This is a genomic window from Mesorhizobium sp. ISC25 (assembly GCF_042295465.1).
Taxonomy (GTDB): domain Bacteria; phylum Pseudomonadota; class Alphaproteobacteria; order Rhizobiales; family Rhizobiaceae; genus Mesorhizobium.
The window spans coordinates 1,321,621-1,338,591 of sequence record NZ_CP135441.1 but is presented as its reverse complement, the minus strand read 5'-3'; the positions used below and the strand labels follow the sequence as shown (position 1 = coordinate 1,338,591).

At 62.4% G+C, this 16,971-nt stretch carries 15 protein-coding genes; 10 read left to right on the top strand and 5 right to left on the bottom strand.

Annotated features, from left to right (window positions below; genetic code table 11):
• Positions 1-191 precede the first annotated feature (191 nt).
• Together RQ479_RS06630 and RQ479_RS06625 are read left to right on the top strand one after the other, a co-directional pair.
• The gene (locus RQ479_RS06630; RefSeq protein ID WP_376704517.1) at positions 192-1,721 is read left to right on the top strand and encodes an NAD(P)H-hydrate dehydratase; all 1,530 of its coding nucleotides are present in this window, start codon (positions 192-194) and stop codon (positions 1,719-1,721) included.
• Positions 1,718-3,721 (top strand): hypothetical protein, encoded by a 2,004-nt coding sequence (locus RQ479_RS06625; protein WP_376704516.1) that lies wholly within the window; start codon positions 1,718-1,720, stop codon positions 3,719-3,721. Before RQ479_RS06630 ends, RQ479_RS06625 begins: the two co-directional genes overlap by 4 nt.
• A gap of 43 nt (positions 3,722-3,764) precedes the next feature.
• On the opposite strand, the gene RQ479_RS06620 is transcribed toward RQ479_RS06625, so the two are convergent.
• Complete coding sequence (locus RQ479_RS06620; RefSeq protein ID WP_376704515.1) at positions 3,765-4,835, bottom strand: M48 family metallopeptidase; 1,071 nt, start codon at positions 4,833-4,835, stop codon at positions 3,765-3,767.
• Positions 4,836-4,841: 6 nt separating this feature from the next.
• Positions 4,842-6,374, bottom strand: coding sequence for an acyl-CoA carboxylase subunit beta (locus tag RQ479_RS06615; RefSeq protein WP_376704514.1), 1,533 nt, complete (start codon positions 6,372-6,374; stop codon positions 4,842-4,844).
• Between the two features lie 386 nt (positions 6,375-6,760).
• On the opposite strand from RQ479_RS06615, the gene RQ479_RS06610 reads away from it, so the two are divergent.
• A complete protein-coding gene (locus RQ479_RS06610) occupies positions 6,761-8,179 on the top strand; it encodes a DEAD/DEAH box helicase (RefSeq protein WP_352721963.1) in 1,419 nt (472 codons plus the stop codon).
• 237 nt (positions 8,180-8,416) lie between these two features.
• Here RQ479_RS06610 and RQ479_RS06605 read toward each other — a convergent pair whose 3' ends face one another.
• Positions 8,417-9,238 (bottom strand): SDR family oxidoreductase, encoded by an 822-nt coding sequence (locus RQ479_RS06605; protein WP_292655373.1) that lies wholly within the window; start codon positions 9,236-9,238, stop codon positions 8,417-8,419.
• A gap of 215 nt (positions 9,239-9,453) precedes the next feature.
• Between RQ479_RS06605 and RQ479_RS06600 the strand changes: the two genes are divergently transcribed.
• The 6 genes from RQ479_RS06600 (at position 9,454) to RQ479_RS06575 (ending at position 14,186) form a co-directional block, all read left to right on the top strand.
• Entirely contained in the window at positions 9,454-10,488 is a 1,035-nt protein-coding gene (locus RQ479_RS06600; protein WP_376704513.1) for a cysteine synthase A, read from the top strand.
• The gene (locus RQ479_RS06595) at positions 10,488-11,231 is read left to right on the top strand and encodes an alanyl-tRNA editing protein (protein WP_376705881.1); all 744 of its coding nucleotides are present in this window, start codon (positions 10,488-10,490) and stop codon (positions 11,229-11,231) included. Before RQ479_RS06600 ends, RQ479_RS06595 begins: the two co-directional genes overlap by 1 nt.
• Before the next feature lie 35 nt (positions 11,232-11,266).
• The gene (gene sseA / locus RQ479_RS06590; protein ID WP_376704512.1) at positions 11,267-12,124 is read left to right on the top strand and encodes a 3-mercaptopyruvate sulfurtransferase; all 858 of its coding nucleotides are present in this window, start codon (positions 11,267-11,269) and stop codon (positions 12,122-12,124) included.
• Positions 12,124-12,687 (top strand): GNAT family N-acetyltransferase, encoded by a 564-nt coding sequence (locus RQ479_RS06585; RefSeq protein ID WP_376704511.1) that lies wholly within the window; start codon positions 12,124-12,126, stop codon positions 12,685-12,687. Before sseA ends, RQ479_RS06585 begins: the two co-directional genes overlap by 1 nt.
• Before the next feature lie 147 nt (positions 12,688-12,834).
• Entirely contained in the window at positions 12,835-13,641 is an 807-nt protein-coding gene (dapB, locus tag RQ479_RS06580; protein ID WP_376704510.1) for a 4-hydroxy-tetrahydrodipicolinate reductase, read from the top strand.
• Between the two features lie 77 nt (positions 13,642-13,718).
• Positions 13,719-14,186 carry a DUF1203 domain-containing protein gene (locus tag RQ479_RS06575; protein ID WP_352517107.1) on the top strand — a complete coding sequence of 156 codons (468 nt, stop codon included), beginning with the start codon at positions 13,719-13,721 and terminating at the stop codon, positions 14,184-14,186.
• Positions 14,187-14,433: 247 nt separating this feature from the next.
• On the opposite strand, the gene ald is transcribed toward RQ479_RS06575, so the two are convergent.
• Positions 14,434-15,549, bottom strand: coding sequence for an alanine dehydrogenase (ald, locus tag RQ479_RS06570; RefSeq protein ID WP_376704509.1), 1,116 nt, complete (start codon positions 15,547-15,549; stop codon positions 14,434-14,436).
• A gap of 157 nt (positions 15,550-15,706) precedes the next feature.
• On the opposite strand from ald, the gene RQ479_RS06565 reads away from it, so the two are divergent.
• Positions 15,707-16,180, top strand: coding sequence for an Lrp/AsnC family transcriptional regulator (locus RQ479_RS06565; RefSeq protein ID WP_023675099.1), 474 nt, complete (start codon positions 15,707-15,709; stop codon positions 16,178-16,180).
• Positions 16,181-16,193: 13 nt separating this feature from the next.
• On the opposite strand, the gene RQ479_RS06560 is transcribed toward RQ479_RS06565, so the two are convergent.
• Positions 16,194-16,850 (bottom strand): 5-formyltetrahydrofolate cyclo-ligase, encoded by a 657-nt coding sequence (locus RQ479_RS06560; protein ID WP_376704508.1) that lies wholly within the window; start codon positions 16,848-16,850, stop codon positions 16,194-16,196.
• Between the last annotated feature and the right edge of the window lie 121 nt (positions 16,851-16,971).

Sequence of the window (16,971 nt, the reverse complement as noted above, 5' to 3'; positions counted from 1 at the left end):
TGAACGCCGCGAGCCTATACAAGGCTGGTCCTGCAGTCCGCACAAAAATTGGGCATATCGGACATTTCATGAGCAGATGCGGACCTGCGACTCGTCGCTCCGGGTATTGCCGGAGTGCTTCACAACCTTCGTAGTTTGCGTCGGATCAAAAACTGGACAATGCTTCGGCAGATGATGTGCATGTCGCCCGCATGAGCAACGAACTTCTTTCTCCGTCCGAAATGGCCGAGGCCGACCGGCTGGCGATTGCCGCCGGTCCATTCGACGGCATGGGCCTGATGCGCAATGCCGGCGCTGCGGTTGCTGCCGTGGTGCTCAAGCGCTATCCGAACGCAACGCGCGTCCACGTGCTTTGCGGCCCTGGCAACAATGGCGGCGACGGCTATGTCGTGGCCCGCATCCTTCAGGACAGCGGCTCTGCTGTCTCGATATGGGCGTTCGGCTTGCCCCAGGCCGGCAGCGATGCGGCAGTCGCTGCCTCGGAGTGTCCGGCCGAGACTCGGCCGCTGTCGGATTTCGTTGCCGAGACGGGCTCGATCGTGGTCGATGCCCTTTACGGGGCGGGGCTGTCCAAGCCGCTGTCCGGCCACGCCGCCAAGGCGATCGAGATTGCGGCGGAACTGAACTTGCCGGTTGTCGCGGTCGATCTGCCGTCGGGCGTCTCCGGTGAGAGCGGCAATGTACTCGGCCAGGCCTTCCGCGCCCGAACCACGGTGACCTTTGCGCGAAGAAAGCCAGGCCATCTTCTTTTACCTGGGCGCGAGCTGTGCGGCGAAATCGTGCTCGCTGATATCGGCATAAGCGACAGTGTTGTTGCGCAGCTTGAACCACGAACATTCGAGAACATTCCGGCGCTCTGGCTTGGCCGCTTTCCGGTTCCGGCCATCGACGCCCATAAGTATGAACGCGGCCATGTCGGCGTCTTTTCCGGCGGTCCGTCGGCGACGGGTGCTGCGCGGCTGTCGGCGCTTGCCGCGGCCAGGAGCGGGGCAGGGGCCGTCACCTTGTTGTCACCGGCGAACGCCATGCATGTGAACGCGGCGCATCTGACCTCGATCATGCTGCGCAGGCTAGACACCGTCGCGGATGTGGGCGAATTCGTCGATAGCCGCCGCCCATCCGCCTTCGTGCTCGGCCCCGGATTTGGCATTGGTGAAAAGACGCGCGACTTTGTCCTGGCCGTGCTCGGCAGCGCCAATGGGCAGGGCAGCGGGATCGACGGGCTGGTGCTCGACGCCGACGGCGTGACATCGTTTCGTGATGCACCGGATGCCTTGTTCGAAGCTGCCCGTCGACCGAATACGCCGGCTCTGGTGATGACGCCGCACGACGGCGAGTTTGCCAGGCTCTTTCCCGACATCGCCGGGGACAAGAACCTGTCCAAACTCGCCAAGGCACGCGCCGCAGCCGAACGGGCCAACGCCATCATTGTCTACAAAGGCGCCGACACGGTGATCGCAGCACCAAATAGCCGTGCAGCGATCAACGGCAATGGCGCGCCTTGGCTGGCCACCGCCGGTTCGGGCGACGTGCTGTCGGGCATCATTGCCGCGTTGCTGGCACAAGGGATGCCGGCTTTCGAAGCGGCCTGTGCGGCAGTCTGGATCCATGCCGAGGCCGGCAGCCGTTTCGGACCGGGGCTGATTGCCGAGGACCTGCCGCTGGCGCTGGTGCCGGTCCTGCGCGAGCTTATCGAAAGTCGCGAGATGGCTGCCGAATGAACCCCCTGTTCGCGCTGCTCGTTACGGTCGTTAGTGCCGTAGTCGTGGCGCAGCCCGCGCGCGCCGAAGCTCCGCTGACCATCATCGACGACCCGGCCGTTCTCACCGCCCTGGACGGCAAAGGCTTTGGCTTCGCCGGCATTTTCGGCGTCGCTGGCAAGGGCGATTTGAAGACGCTTTATGAGAAGTCTCCGGCCTACCACGCGATTGTCGAAACGGTTGCAAGCGACGTCGCGGCATTGCGGGCCGAGATGAAGGCCGGCGGGCGGCCGCTTTACGAGGTGACCGACGGCAATGTCGGCCGCGTCATGGACATGCGCTGGCTGAGGACCGAGGCCGCACGCTTCCGCCTCGTCGGCGTGGTCAACCGGCTCGACCGGCGCGACTTCGCCGCGTTGCAAGGCGACGGGAGTTGCGGCGAAGTGCGCTTCATCTATCGCCTCGCCTACAGCTTCAAGAAGAACGGCAAGGTTTTGGCCTCGCGCCTGCCGTCCAATTTCAGTGCCGTCTACAACGTCGCGCCTGATGCCGATGGCGGTTGTGTCGGCGTCGCCGGACGCTGGGCACCACAACTCGACGAGAGCGTCGATGCCGGCTGGCTGATCGGCGGGCCGCTGGAAAGGACGGCGCTCACCTTCAAGCAGCTCGAGCTCAATGCGCAAGTGGTCCGCTTCCCGTCCGGCCAGGAGACCGAATTCGGCGGGCAGGCTGCCTATCTCATGCGAATTTTCGGCATCGACGGAGCGGCTGTCAGCGAAAAGTCGCTGGAAAACACGCCCGACACGGCACGTCTCGCCGAAGACGCTGCGCTGAAAGCGAGACTTGCCGACTATGTCCGCACCAATGTCGCGGCGGTCGATCTCGGCATCTACCAGGTCCCCGACGAATTCCTGGCAAGGAAGGTCATCTCTTGGTCGACCTTCGGCAGTGCGAGGCAGGCCAACCACCCGTTCACGCCGCTGTTCCAGCCCGCGGATTTCGCTAGTGTCGATTTCGCTGCGCTGAAGTTGGTGCGCACGCCGGAGGCGCTGGTCGAGCGACTGGAAAACGGCGCCTGCCAGGGTTGTCATCAGGCGGGCTCGACCGCCGGCTTCCATTTTATTGGACTTGACGACAAGACGACCTCGCCGCTCAACCGCATCGAGGTCGGCATCTCGCCGCATCTCCACGCCGACATCCCGCGCCGCGTCGCCTGGCTGCACGCGACTGCCGACGGCAAGGAACCGAACCGCTTCCGCCCGCTGTCCTTCGCGCCGCCGGCGACATGGAGCGATGCCGACGAAATTGCCTATTCGCCGGCCGAAATGGCGATGCCGTGCTTCATGCCGGAAGATGCTGCCCGCTTCGGCGCGACCTGGCAATGCGGCGGCGGCACGGTCTGCACGCAGCTGGCGACCGTGTCAGGCGTGCGCACCAAGCTGGCGCAATGCCTGTTGCCCAAGGACAGCGAAAACATATTCTCCGGCCATCCGTGCCTGACCGGCTCGATCGCCAGCAACCCGGCGCAACCTTTCAATGACCGCTATACCATCACCGGCCAGTTCGCGGCGTTTGCGCCGGGCATTTCGCGTACCGGCTACACCTGCCGGCCGCCGAAGATCGGCGTGCCAGCCGGCATCGCCTATCGCGGCTGCAACGACAAGGATCGCAGCTTTGCCGCTTTCAAAACGGGCAAGCCGATGCCGAACGAGATTTGCGGACTGGTCGGCGGCAAAAAATTCGACACCTGCGTAGCGACCAATAATTTCGACCAGTGCCTCGGCGGCGCCGTCAATCGCGGCAATCGTCCCGCCTGCTCGGCCGACCATTTCTGCCGCGAGGATTACATGTGCCAGTCGCTGCCGCCCGATACACCCGGTATCGGCAAGATGAAGGGCATCGGCTTCTGCTCGCCGACCTATTTTATCTTCCAGATGCGCATCGACAATCACGCCACGCCATGGTCGGGCGCTGTCCGCGCGACGAGGGGGGCCGGGTTCGGAGCGGCGGAAGCGGAATAGGCCGCCGACTCTGGCATTGGCCGCAGTAGCTCCAGGTGGGCAGCTATCGATCGAGATAGTCGGCGACCTTCGATGTCCATTCGCCGTCGAAATGTCGGACATGTTCGGCGACGACCTCATCGCTCAGCAGGCTCGACAAGGCGGAAACCAGAACTGGTTCTATCTCTGGAGCCGAGCTAAATCCAAGAGCAGTCAAACGTTCGGACCAGGGCGGATGATCCGCGCTTTCGTTATCTGGCGCGTCCCAGGCCTTTTGCGCATATTCTTGCAGGATGGGAAGCCTCGACAGGTGACTGGCGGCCGCCAGAACTCTTTCAAGTGGTGGACGAGGCGGTACCATGGTGCCAAGCAGTTCACGTTTAAGCGGAATATACACTTGGTCATCGAAGAACGCACTGGCAGCACCGATCAGTAGCAAGGCGCGCGCCGTTTCATATGTATCGCCGGACATCGCTGCATGACGATCTGCGTCAATTTCCGCCCGCCGCGACAACCGTATTTCTTCGCGCTCCAGCGTGCGCGACAGCGGGCCAAGCATCCAGTAGAACAGGCTGCCCGAAACGGTTTTCCCCGGTGGGGCGAAGTCGAAGATTAGATCGAAGCTCTTTTCGAGTTCGGCCAGATTGAGCCCGCCATTTGTATCTTTGTTTTTCAGATGGGCGTCCTCATGGGCCAAGATCGCCGCAAACCCCTTTTGGTCGGTCGCTGCGAGCAGCGGCAGGCCCACGGTGAGAATTGCCCTGCGACCAAGCAGGCCCAGAAACGGCCGCTCTTCACCGATGCTAGCGTTGAGATCGTCGCTCAGCACGATCGTCGTCCGGCTGGCGCGGTGTTTGCCGGCAATACTCTCCCAGACAGCCCACAATTTCGGGGCTGATTCCCAAGTAATCCCGTCCACCTTGCTGGGTCGAAAACCGGCGAACAATGTCCCAATCAACAGAACGATGGCCAGCATCGCGGCCGGGATTGCAACAACGCCAGTCGCGATGACAGCGAGCGGATAGGAATCGACGAACCAGAACCACAGGAGTATTGGGCAAAACAGCGGCAGAGCGAAGAGCAGGATGGCAAACCTGCCGAAACGCGCTCCCATGGAGAGGACCAGGCCCGACATTAGCCCTCACAGCGGAATGTTGTCGTGTTTCTTCCACGGGTTTTGCATATCCTTGTTGCGCAGCATCCTGAGCGCGCGGGCGATGCGGCGGCGGGTCGAATGCGGCATGATCACCTCGTCGACATAGCCACGCTCGGCGGCAACGAAGGGTGACAAGAAGCGATCCTCGTAAGCTTTTGTGTGCGCTGCAATTTTCTTCGCGTCGCCGATATCCTTGCGATAGATGATCTCGACTGCGCCCCTGGCGCCCATCACCGCAATCTGCGCCGTTGGCCAGGCATAGTTCATGTCGCCGCGCAAATGCTTTGACGCCATAACGTCATAGGCGCCGCCATAGGCCTTTCTGGTGATGACGGTTATTTTCGGCACGGTCGCTTCGGCATAGGCGAACAGAAGCTTGGCGCCGTGCTTGATCAACCCGCCATATTCCTGCGCGGTGCCTGGCAGGAAGCCCGGCACGTCGACGAAGGTGACGATCGGGATCGAGAAGCAGTCGCAGAAGCGCACGAAACGCGCCGCCTTGCGGCTGGCATCCGAATCGAGCACGCCGGCCAGCACCATCGGCTGGTTAGCGACGAAGCCGACGGTGCGGCCCTCGATACGGCCGAAGCCGGTGACGATGTTTTTCGCAAAATTCTGCTGGATTTCGAAGAAGTCACCCTCGTCGGCAACTTTAAGGATCAACTCTTTGATGTCGTAGGGTTTGTTGGCATTGTCGGGGATCAGCCGGTCGAGCGACAGATCGTGATCGGTGACCGACTGGTAGCATTCGATCTCGGGAATTTCCGCCGTGTTGGAGGCGGGCAAAAGATCGACCAGCCGGCGCATCTGCAGCAGCGCCTCGACGTCATTGTCGTAGGCTCCGTCGGCGATAGAGGACTTCGTCGTGTGGACGGAGGCGCCGCCGAGGCTTTCGGCGGTCACCGTCTCGTTGGTGACGGTCTTCACCACATCCGGCCCGGTGACGAACATGTAGGAGGTATCGCGGACCATGAAGATGAAGTCGGTCATCGCCGGCGAATAGACGTCGCCGCCGGCGCAAGGGCCCATGATCAGTGAAATCTGCGGGATGACGCCGGACGCCAGCACATTGCGCTGGAAGATCTCGGCATAGCCGCCGAGGGCTGCCACGCCTTCCTGGATGCGGGCGCCGCCGGCGTCGTAGAGGCCGATGATCGGCGCGCGGTTGCGCAGCGCCATCTCCTGCACCTTGACCACCTTTTCGGCGTGGGCCTCGGACAGCGAGCCGCCGAACACGGTAAAATCTTTGGCGAAGACATAGACCGGGCGGCCGTTGACGGTGCCCCAGCCGGTGACGACGCCGTCGCCGGCGATCTTGGTCTTCTCCATGCCGAAATCGGTCGAGCGATGCTCGACATACATGTCGAACTCCTCGAACGAGCCCTCGTCGAGAAAGACGTCGATGCGTTCGCGCGCGGTGAGCTTGCCCTTCTTGTGCTGAGCGTCGATGCGGGCCTGGCCGCCGCCCATGCGGGCGATCTCGCGGCGGCGCTCGAGTTCCTTCAGCACGTCCTTCATGACCGGTCTCCGAAACGGAAAGCTGGATTGTGGTAATCATGCCCGCGAGAGAGCGCAAGCGCCGCTTCCTCATGGCTTTGCTGCGCTGCAGCATCAGGCCCCTTGCATTTCGATGCGAACTGGGCCATATGCGGCGGCATAGGCGCTTGGGCCGGGATAATCCGGCCTTCTCGACGAATGAGACTGGTTGCGTCTGTTTTCCCTCTTCCCGGCATATCGGCAAGGTGGCGAAAAAGCCCCGTGGCATGATGCCTGCGGGCACGACAGCGCAGCCGTGCGGACGACAGCGTCCGCCCGCCTTGTCGTTTCATGACAATTTTCGACGGCAGGTTGCGCCCTGCCGCCATTGATGTTTGCGGCCAGGAGCCGCATGAAAGAAGAATATTTTGACCAATGAAAACACTTTGACCGGTAAGGACACTGGGGAACTGAACGGTTTCGCCGCACTTGGAATTACCGGCGCACTGCTCAAGGCCACCAATGCCGCCGGCTTTACCGATCCGAAGCCGATCCAGGCCCAGGCGATCCCGCCGCAGCTCGAAGGCCGCGACATTTTCGGCATCGCCCAGACCGGCTCAGGCAAGACCGCGGCTTTCGCGCTGCCGATCCTGTCGAAGATCATCGCACTTGGCACCAAGCGCCGGCCGAAGACGGCCCGCGCACTGATCCTCGCGCCGACGCGCGAACTCGCGGTGCAGATCGAGGAGATGATCAAACTGCTCGCCAAGGGCGCGCATGTCTCGACCGCGCTGGTGCTTGGCGGCGTCTCGCGCTTCAGCCAGGTGAAGAAGGTTGCCCCTGGCGTCGACATCCTGATCGCAACCCCCGGCCGGTTGACAGACCTGGTGCGTGAAGGCGATCTCGTGCTTGCCGACACCAAATGGCTGGTGCTCGACGAAGGCGACCGCATGCTCGACATGGGCTTCATCAACGACGTCAAGCGCATCGCCAGGGCGACGGCGCCGGACCGTCAGACGGTGCTGTTCTCGGCAACCATGCCGGCCGAAATCGCCGAACTGGCGAAAGGCCTGCTGAAGAACCCAATTCGCGTCGAAGTCGCTCCTCACAGCACCGCGGCCGCCGAGATCGTACAGGGTGTCGTCTTTGCCCGCACCAAGCAGAAGCGCCAGGTGCTGGCCAACATGCTTGCCGATGAGGCGATGAAGTCGGTCATCATCTTCTCGCGCACCAAGCATGGCGCCGACAGGGTGACCAAGGATCTCGAGCGCGACGGCTTCAAGGCCGCCGTCATCCACGGCAACAAGTCGCAGAATGCCCGTCAGAAGGCGCTCAACGATTTCCGTGAGGGTTCGGTGCGCATTCTCGTGGCGACCGACATTGCGGCACGCGGCATCGACGTGCCCGGCATCAGCCATGTGGTGAATTTCGACCTGCCGGACGAGGCAGAGAGCTATGTCCACCGCATCGGCCGCACTGGCCGCAACGGCATGGACGGCATCGCCATCACGCTCTGCGACCCATCCGAAAACAGCAAGCTGCGCCAGGTCGAGCGCATCATCCGCACCAAGCTGCCGATCGTTGCCGACCATCTCGGCAGCCCCGATCCGCAGCGCAATCCTGCCGAGAAGAACGAGCGCAGCTTCGAACCGGCCAATGATCGCAACGACCACAATGGCCGCCGCGACGGCAGGCGGCCCGGCGGCGCAAACAACGGCTTCGGCAAGAAGCGGTTCGGCGACAAGCCGGCCTTTGCGGGCGAGCGCAAGCCGGAAGGCGCCAAGCCCTTCAAGGGCAACAACAAGCGCCGCTTCGGCGGCAAGCGGCCAGCAGCGCGGGCCGCATAATCTGACCGTGTTGCGGTCGGCCAAGCATGGCTTGGTCATTCACGATTGAAAAGGGCGACCGGAGCGATGCTCCGGTCGCCCTCTTGCTTGAGGCCTTTGGTTCACTTCACCACCGCCTCGACCCACACGACGATCCGCTGCGCGAGGAAAGCCGTGGTCGATGGCGACAGCGCGTCGCCGGCAATGACGTGGCGCCCCAGCGACCTGCAAACACGATCCGTCGCCCCGTCACCGATCCTATTCGACCGGTGGCTTGCGGTCGAAATTCAGCGGCCGCGCATTCCAGCGGGTGACCGTGCTGATCACCCATCGGCAGAACGGCCTCGGCAGCATCCTGAGCAGCTTCAGCGTCCAACTCAGGCGGCGTGGGAAAGTGACTTCGAAGCCGCCGTATTCGATGCCTTGCGCGATGCGGCGCGAGGCCAGATTGACCGGCATCAAGCCCGGCATCGGCAGGAAGTTCTTTTCGGTCAGCCGCGTGTCGACAAAGCCCGGATTAATCACCTGGATGCGGACGTTCATCTTGTCGAAATCGTATTTCAGCGACTCGGCCAGGATATTGACTGCCGCCTTGGTGCCGCCATAGGCGGCGGTGGTGGGCCAGCCGAAATAGGCGGTAACCGAACCGATCAGCACGACATGGCCGCGCGAGCGCACGCGCATGCGTTCGATGACCGGCAGCAGGCCATTGATGATGCCGAAATAATTGACTTCGAAAGACCGACGGAAATTGCGCGCCACAAGATCCTCGCCCGGCGTTGCGATATAGCTTCCAGCGTTGAACACTGCCAACACGATCGGACCGAGATCTTTCTCGATCGCTGCAACCGTCTTCGCCATGCGTTTTTCGTCGGTCACGTCGCAAGGATAGGCTGCAACACGGCCCGCCATCTGCGCCGTTTCGACGATGAGCGTATCGATCGGATGGTCATCGGGCGCAGTCACCGCGACGACATAGCCCTGAGCGGCAAGATCCTTGGCCAGCGAACGGCCGATACCGCTGCTGCCGCCCGTAATCCAGGCGACGCCATGCTTCGGATTGGCCCGATAGAGTGTCATGTTGCGCCCCGCCGGCTCTTCTTAGCCTGTGCTCTACCGGTGAAGAAATCGAATGAAAAGAGTGCTTTTCGGTACATGGTTGAAATGAATACCGGCCGGGCGCTCCTGGCTGCAGGAATTGCAGTGTGCGAAATGCGACTGGACCAGGCAAATTCTTGCCTTGAAACCGAAGCTTCGGGTTTCTAGGGTTTCGCCGCACCCACAAAGGAATCTCCATGCCCCGTTCTGTGATCGACGTGATCGGCAACACGCCCCTGATCCGCCTCAACAAGGCCTCGGAAGCAACCGGCTGCGAGATCCTGGGCAAGGCCGAATTCATGAATCCCGGGCAGTCGGTTAAGGACCGCGCCGGCCTGTTTATCATCCGCGATGCGGAGCAGCGCGGGTTGCTGCGGCCCGGCGGCGTCATCGTCGAGGGGACGGCCGGAAATACCGGCATCGGATTGACACTGGTTGCCAAGGCGCTCGGCTATCGCACGGTGATCGTCATTCCCGACACCCAGAGCCAGGAGAAGAAGGATACGATCAAACTGCTCGGCGCCGAGCTGATCGAAGTGCCCGCCGTGCCTTACAAGAACCCGAACAACTACGTGAAGCTGTCGGGCCGGCTGGCCGAGCAGATGGCGAAGACCGAGCCGAACGGCGCGATCTGGGCCAACCAGTTCGACAATGTCGCCAACCGTGACGGCCATATCCGCACCACGGCCGAAGAAATCTGGAACCAGACTGCCGGCAAGGTGGATGGTTTCGTGTCGGCGGTCGGTTCCGGCGGCACTCTGGCAGGCGTCGGTTTCGGGCTGAAGGCCAAAAACAACCAGGTCAAGATCGCGCTGGCCGATCCGCTGGGGGCAGCGCTCTATTCCTTCTACACCAGCGGCGAGCTGAAATCCGAGGGCAGTTCGATCACCGAAGGCATCGGGCAGGGGCGGATCACCGCCAACCTCCAAGGCTTTACACCCGATTTTGCCTTCCAGATCCCCGACGAGGACGCACTGCCGATCGTATTCGACCTGATCCAGGAGGAGGGGCTTTGCGTTGGCGGTTCGACGGGCATCAACATTGCCGGCGCCATTCGCCTGGCGCGCGAGCTAGGCCCCGGCCACACCATCGTGACCATGCTTTGCGACTACGGCACGCGCTACCAGTCGAAGCTGTTCAATCCTGAATTCCTGCGCGAAAAGAAGCTGCCGGTGCCGGGCTGGATGGAGCAACGGACCACGATTTCGGTACCGTTCGAAAGGGTTGCATGATGGCGCACAAGACCGAAGCGCTGTTTCGTGACGACGCCTATCTGGGGACGGCCGACGCCACCGTCGTCGCAGTCAACGATCGCGGCGGCATCATTCTGGACCGGACGGTGTTTTACGCCACATCGGGCGGGCAGCCTGGCGACACCGGCAGCCTCGAACGCGCCGACGGCACCGGCATAGCGATTGCCGCTACGATCACCGGCGAAACCAAGGACGAGATCATCCATGTGCCGGCGCCGGAGCAGACAGTTCCAAAGGTGGGCGAGCGCATGAGGCTCGCCATCGACTGGCCGCGGCGGCAGTTGCTGACGCGCATGCATTCTGCCTGCCACCTGCTTACCGTCGTCTGTCCGTTCCCGATCACCGGCGCCGCGGTTTCCGAGGACGACAGCCGTATCGATTTCGACATCCCGGACGCCGGCTTTACCAAGGAAGACGTGACGGCCAGACTGATGGAGCTTGTGCGAGCCGACCACCCGATCTTCACCCGGCTCATTTCCGACGAGGAACTGGCATCCAATCCGGGCTTGGTGAAATCCAAGAATGTGCGGCCCCCGGCTGGCACGGGAAAGATCCGATTGGTCTGCATCGGCGAGAACGCTTCGATCGACAGCCAGCCTTGCGGCGGCACTCATGTAAAGAGCACCAGCGAAATCGGCGAGATCCATATCGGCAAGATCGAGAAGAAGGGCCGCGAGAACCGGCGCTTCCGCATTCGCTTTGGTCCCATGCCGCCAGCCTGATATAGGACTGCGACAGGCGGGACAGGAGAGAAAAGATGGCCGACGACAGTCCTTTCACCATCGATGCCGATTGGTTGCAGAAGCGGCTCGGCGAGCCTGGCCTGACGATCGTCGACGCGTCCTGGTATCTGCCGGCGCAAAAGCGTGACGCGCGAGCCGAGTATGACGCAGCGCATATTCCAGGCGCCCGCTTCCTCGACCAGGATGCGGTTTCGGACCCCGACGCGGCTCTGCCGCACACGCTGCCGTCGCCGCAGCATTTCGCGCAATATGTCGGCGCGATGGGTATTTCGGCCGATGACACGATTGTTGTCTACGACGGGCCAGGGTTCTTTTCTGCACCGCGCGCCTGGTGGTTGTTTCGCGTCATGGGCGTGTTCCAGGTCTATATACTCGACGGCGGCTTCGATCATTGGAACGCCGCCGGACGGCCGGTGACGGCGGAGCCGACGAAGATCGCGCCTTGCGTGTTTTATGCCAACTTCGATGCCGCCCGCGTCGCCAGCCTTGCCGACATGCGCCGGATCGTCGAGACGGGGGAGAGCCAGATCGCCGACGCGCGCTCGCCTGGCCGTTTTGCCGGCACCGAGCCGGAGCCGCGCCCCGGCATCCGCTCCGGCCATATGCCGGGCGCGCACAACGTGCCGTTTTCGGCGCTTTCGGAAAACGGCGAATTGTTGCCGAAGGACAGGCTACGCAAAGTGATCGAAGGAGCCGGCATCGACCTGTCGAAGCCGGTCGTCACCTCCTGCGGGTCGGGCGTCACCGCGGCAGCCGTCACGCTAGCTTTGGAGACGCTTGGCCATGCCGACAACAGGCTTTATGACGGTTCATGGACCGAATGGGGCGGCCTTTCCGACACGCCCGTCGTGACGGGCAAGGACAGACGGTGATGGAAAACGGAGCGCTGGAAGACATCGACGTCACCGTGACGTTTCTCGAAATGCACGTGCCGCCTGCCTATTCGCCGCCGCTTCCGTACAACCGCCAGATCGCGCTGCTCAAGACCAAAGACATTCCGCTGCATTTCTACCGCTATTTGATGGATCGGGTCGGCCGCAAATGGCACTGGGTCAATGTGCTGAGGCTGAGCGACGAGGAGCTTGCGGCGGGCATCCACCGTGAAGACCGCGACATCAGGGTGCTTTATCTGGACGGTGCGCCGGCCGGCTTCTTCGACCTCAAGCCGCATCTTCCGGAAGAAGTGGAACTCGCCTATTTCGGCATGATGGAGCACGCGACCGGGCAAGGCATCGGCCGCTGGTTCCTCGGCGCGGCAATCGCCGCAGCCTGGTCGCACGGGCCAAAGCGGGTGACCGTGCAGACCTGCACCCTCGATCATCCAGCGGCATTGCCGCTCTATCAAAAGCTCGGTTTTGCGCCGGTGGCGCAAAAAAAAGAGGTCGTACATCCGATGCCTTTTGCCGAGCGCGCGGCCAGCGTCATGCGGCCCTGATTTTCAGGCCCGTTCATCCGAGCCTCAGCTTGTCTTTGCAACGCCCCAGGGTCTGGATCAACACTCAAAGGCGGACCCGACTTGAATGAGCTTGGCTCTTTCCATATCGCTGTCGTCTAAAAACCGATGGTGATGGAGGATCGCACGATGGCAATACGCGTGGTAATGGCCGGCGCGACCGGCTGGGTCGGCAAGGCGCTGGTTCCGGCGATCGGAGCGCAAGGCGACATGGCGCTGGCCGGGGCTGTGTCACGCAGCGGCGCGGGGCAGGATTCCGGCCTGCTCGTTGGCATGCCGGCCAATGGTATCACCGTTTCGGCCTCGCTGGCCGAGGCGCTGGAGGCGCCGTCGGACGTGCTGGTCGACTTCACCAAGCCGCATGTCGTGAAAGACCATGTGCTGCTCGCCATCGACAAGGGACGGCACACGGTGATCGGCACGTCGGGACTGGGTGCTGCCGACTATGCCGACATCGACGCCGCGGCGCGCGCCAATGGCGTCGGCGTCGTTGCCGCTGGCAACTTTTCCATCACCGCCACGCTGATGAAGCGGTTTGCACTTATGGCGGCAAAATACGTGCCGGATGTCGAGGTCATCGATTATGCCAGTGCAAAGAAGCCCGACGCGCCCTCCGGTACCGCACGGGAGCTTGCTGAGGCGCTGGCCGACATCCGCAAGGCCTCAACGGCAAAGCCGGTCTCGGAGGTCTCTGGCGTGCCGGCTACACGCGGGGGTGCGGTCGGCGCAGGCGAGGGGGTGCAAGTGCACGCGCTTCGGCTGCCGTCCTACATCCTGTCCTGCGAGGCGCTGTTCGGCCTGCCAGACGAGCGGCTGACCATCCGCCACGACGCCGGCCCGTCCGCGGCGCCTTACGTGGCGGGCACGCTGCTTGCCATCAGGCGGGTACAGCAGATCAAAGGTCTGGTTCGTGGTCTCGACGCGCTGATGGATTGATCCATTTCGGCAGGAATCGGGTGGGAAGCTCTGTCTTGCGAGCATAATTTCCGGTCGACGACACCGGAGATTTTGCCATGACGCTAAAATTCAAAGCCTTGCCAACCGATGCGGTCCGCGCAGTTCAGCGCGGCGGGCCGGATGCTTATGGCCTGAAGCCAGAGCGGAAGATTTCGGATGGCGACGGCGTGCCTTGCCGTCATTGCTTGAAGAATGTTGCTGCGGGAGAAGCCTATCTTGTTCTGGCCTATCGGCCTTTTCCGGAGCTGCAGCCTTATGCCGAAACCGGGCCGATCTTCCTTCATGCTGAAGAATGCGAACGCGCTGCCGAGGTTAAGTTGCTTCCCGAAATGCTCGAAAGCAGCGATTACATCGTGCGCGGTTATGGCAAGGACGACCGCATCGTTTACGGCAGCGGCGGCGTCATTCCGACCGACGCCATTGCCGCACGGGCAGAGACGTTGTTCCAACGCGACGACATTGCTTACGTCCACATCCGCTCGGCGCGCAACAATTGCTATCAGTGCCGGATCGACCGCGCGTAACCGGACAGGTCGCACCGGCTTGGGGCTGTCGTACTCCCGTCGCATACCGGCGGTAGAAAGCGACAGTCGATCGATTTACCGACCGCGGATGAACCGGCGGGAATTTTCGACAACCGAGGAAGCGGGGCTTTGGCTCCGCTTTTTTGTTGTCCGGTTATTTCGTGCGCCCGACACTTTTCAGTTTTTCACATAAGAAAAAACCCGTCGGACGAAACCGACGGGCACTGGAGAAGCAGATTCGAACAGCTCAGGCCGCGAGAACGGCCTTCGGCTCGACCAGTTCGTAACCGAGCGCTTCGGCCACCGCGCGATTCGTGATCTTGCCCTTGTGGACGTTCAGCCCGTTGCGCAGATGGTGGTCGTCTACCAGCGCCTTGAGGCCCTTGTCGGCGAGCTGCAGGCCATAGTGCAGCGTCGCATTGTTGAGCGCGTGGGCCGAGGTGACCGGCACCGCACCCGGCATGTTGGCGACGCAATAGTGGATGACGCCGTCAACTTCATAGGTTGGCTCGGCATGGGTGGTGGCGTGCGAGGTCTCGAAGCAGCCGCCCTGGTCGATGGCGACGTCGACCAGCACGGCGCCTTTCTTCATGCCCGACAGCATTTCGCGCGTCACCAGCTTGGGCGCTGCTGCCCCCGGGATCAGCACGGCGCCGACGACGATGTCAGCCGAAAAACACTCTTCCTCCAGCGCCTCGACGGTCGAGTAGCGGGTGTGGACGCGGCCGCCAAAGATATCATCGAGCTGACGCAGGCGCGGGATCGAGCGGTCAATGATGGTGACGTCGGCGCCAAGGCCGGCAGCCATCCGTGCGGCATGCAGGCCGACGACGCCGCCGCCGAGCACGGTCACCTTGCCGGGCAGCACGCCGGGCACGCCGCCAAGCAGCACGCCGCGGCCGCCATTGGCCTTTTGCAGCGCCGTGGCGCCCGCCTGGATCGACAGGCGGCCGGCAACTTCCGACATCGGCGCCAAGAGCGGCAGGCCGCCGCGCTCGTCGGTGACGGTCTCGTATGCTATTGCGGTCACGCCAGAGGCCAGCAGGCCCTTGGTCTGCTCCGGATCCGGAGCAAGATGCAGATAGGTATAGAGGATCTGGCCGTCGCGGAGCTGAACCCATTCGTTTGGCTGCGGCTCCTTGACCTTCACGATCATGTCAGACTTGCCAAAAACGTCGGCGGCCGTTTTGGCGATCGTGGCGCCGGCGGCGCGATACGCGTTGTCATCGGCGCCGATGCCGGCGCCGGCGCCCGTCTCGATAAGCACTTCATGGCCATGCGCGACATATTCGCGGACCGAGCCGGGTGTCAGGCCGACGCGGTATTCATGGTTCTTGATTTCCCGGGGGCAACCGACGCGCATCTTTTTTCTCCTGATCCGGCCCTTTTAGGGCTGTTCCCTGTCTAGAGATAGTGAACCACGAATCGTTCGGTAAGTGTTTGCGAATGCGCTTGCCTGAGAGGTCACTCTTCGATAATCGTTGCGCAAAACATTGGAATTGTCGCAGGAACCCGCAAAAATGCCGCTCGACAGGATTGATATCGCCATTCTCGAGACGTTGCAGAAGGACGGGCGGATACCCAACGCAGCGCTCGCCGAGAAGGTTGGCCTGTCGCAGTCGGCCTGTTCGCGGCGGCTGGACAATCTGGAGAAATCCGGAACCATCCGCGGCTATCACGCCCGGCTGTCCAACGCTGCACTTGGGCACCAGATGACGGCGATCGTGCATATATCGCTGTCCGGGCAGTTCGAGAAGACGTTGTCGGATTTCGAGGCGGCGATAAAGCGCTGCCCGAACGTCCTGTCCTGCCATCTGATGTCGGGTGAATATGATTACATCCTGCGCATAGCGGCTAAGGATCTCGTCGACTACGAACGCATCCACAAGGAGTGGCTGTCGGCAATGCCGCATGTGACGAAGATCAATTCGTCCTTTGCCTTGCGCGAAATCGTCGATCGCACGGCCGTGGGAATGAAGCCTGAGCTCGCTTAGGCCCCGAACTCGCCTAGGTGTTGAATGCCTCGGTCACCACGCGGTCCATCGGAATGTCGTGCGGCTGCGGGTAGATGGTGACGATGCGCTGCAGTTCGTAGCCGACGCCGATGACCAGCGGTTTGAAGGGCATCGCGGCAAGCGTGCGATCGAAGAAGCCGCCGCCATAACCCAGGCGAAACTGCCCGGGATCGATGCCGACGATCGGCGAAATGACGATGTCGGGCAGCACCGGATCGCCCTCGGCCGGTATCGGGATATTCCAGACGCCCTTCTCCAGCCGGTCTCCGTGGGTATAGGCGCGAAAGACAAGCGGCCGGTCTTTCTCGACGACGACGGGCAACGCCGTGCGGCCCCCCCGCGCGTTAACGGTCTCCATCCACGGGCGCAGGTCCGGCTCGCCGCGAAACGGCCAGTAGAGGCTGACCATGCGGCCGGCGATGTCGCCGATCACCGCGTCGAGCCCTTCGGCAATGCGCTGCGACATAGCTGCGCGCCTGTCGGCTGAAACGGCAAGGCGGGATACGATCAACCGCTCGCGCTCGGCCTTGCGCCAGCGCCTTACATCGGTCCAGTCGGATAGCGGCGCTTGGAACTCCGGATCGAGCTCGTGCATAAAACAAGGCGGCGAGGCGTATTGCGCTGAGCTTTCGTCTTCATTCCTAGCCATGCTTCACCTGCAATATACTGTTCCAACCAAGTCGTATCCGGGACGTAAGCTATATCCGGGAATGAGCCTGCAGCATGCGTATTCACGACATCAAGAGACGAGTCCCAGGCAGTTGCAGTGC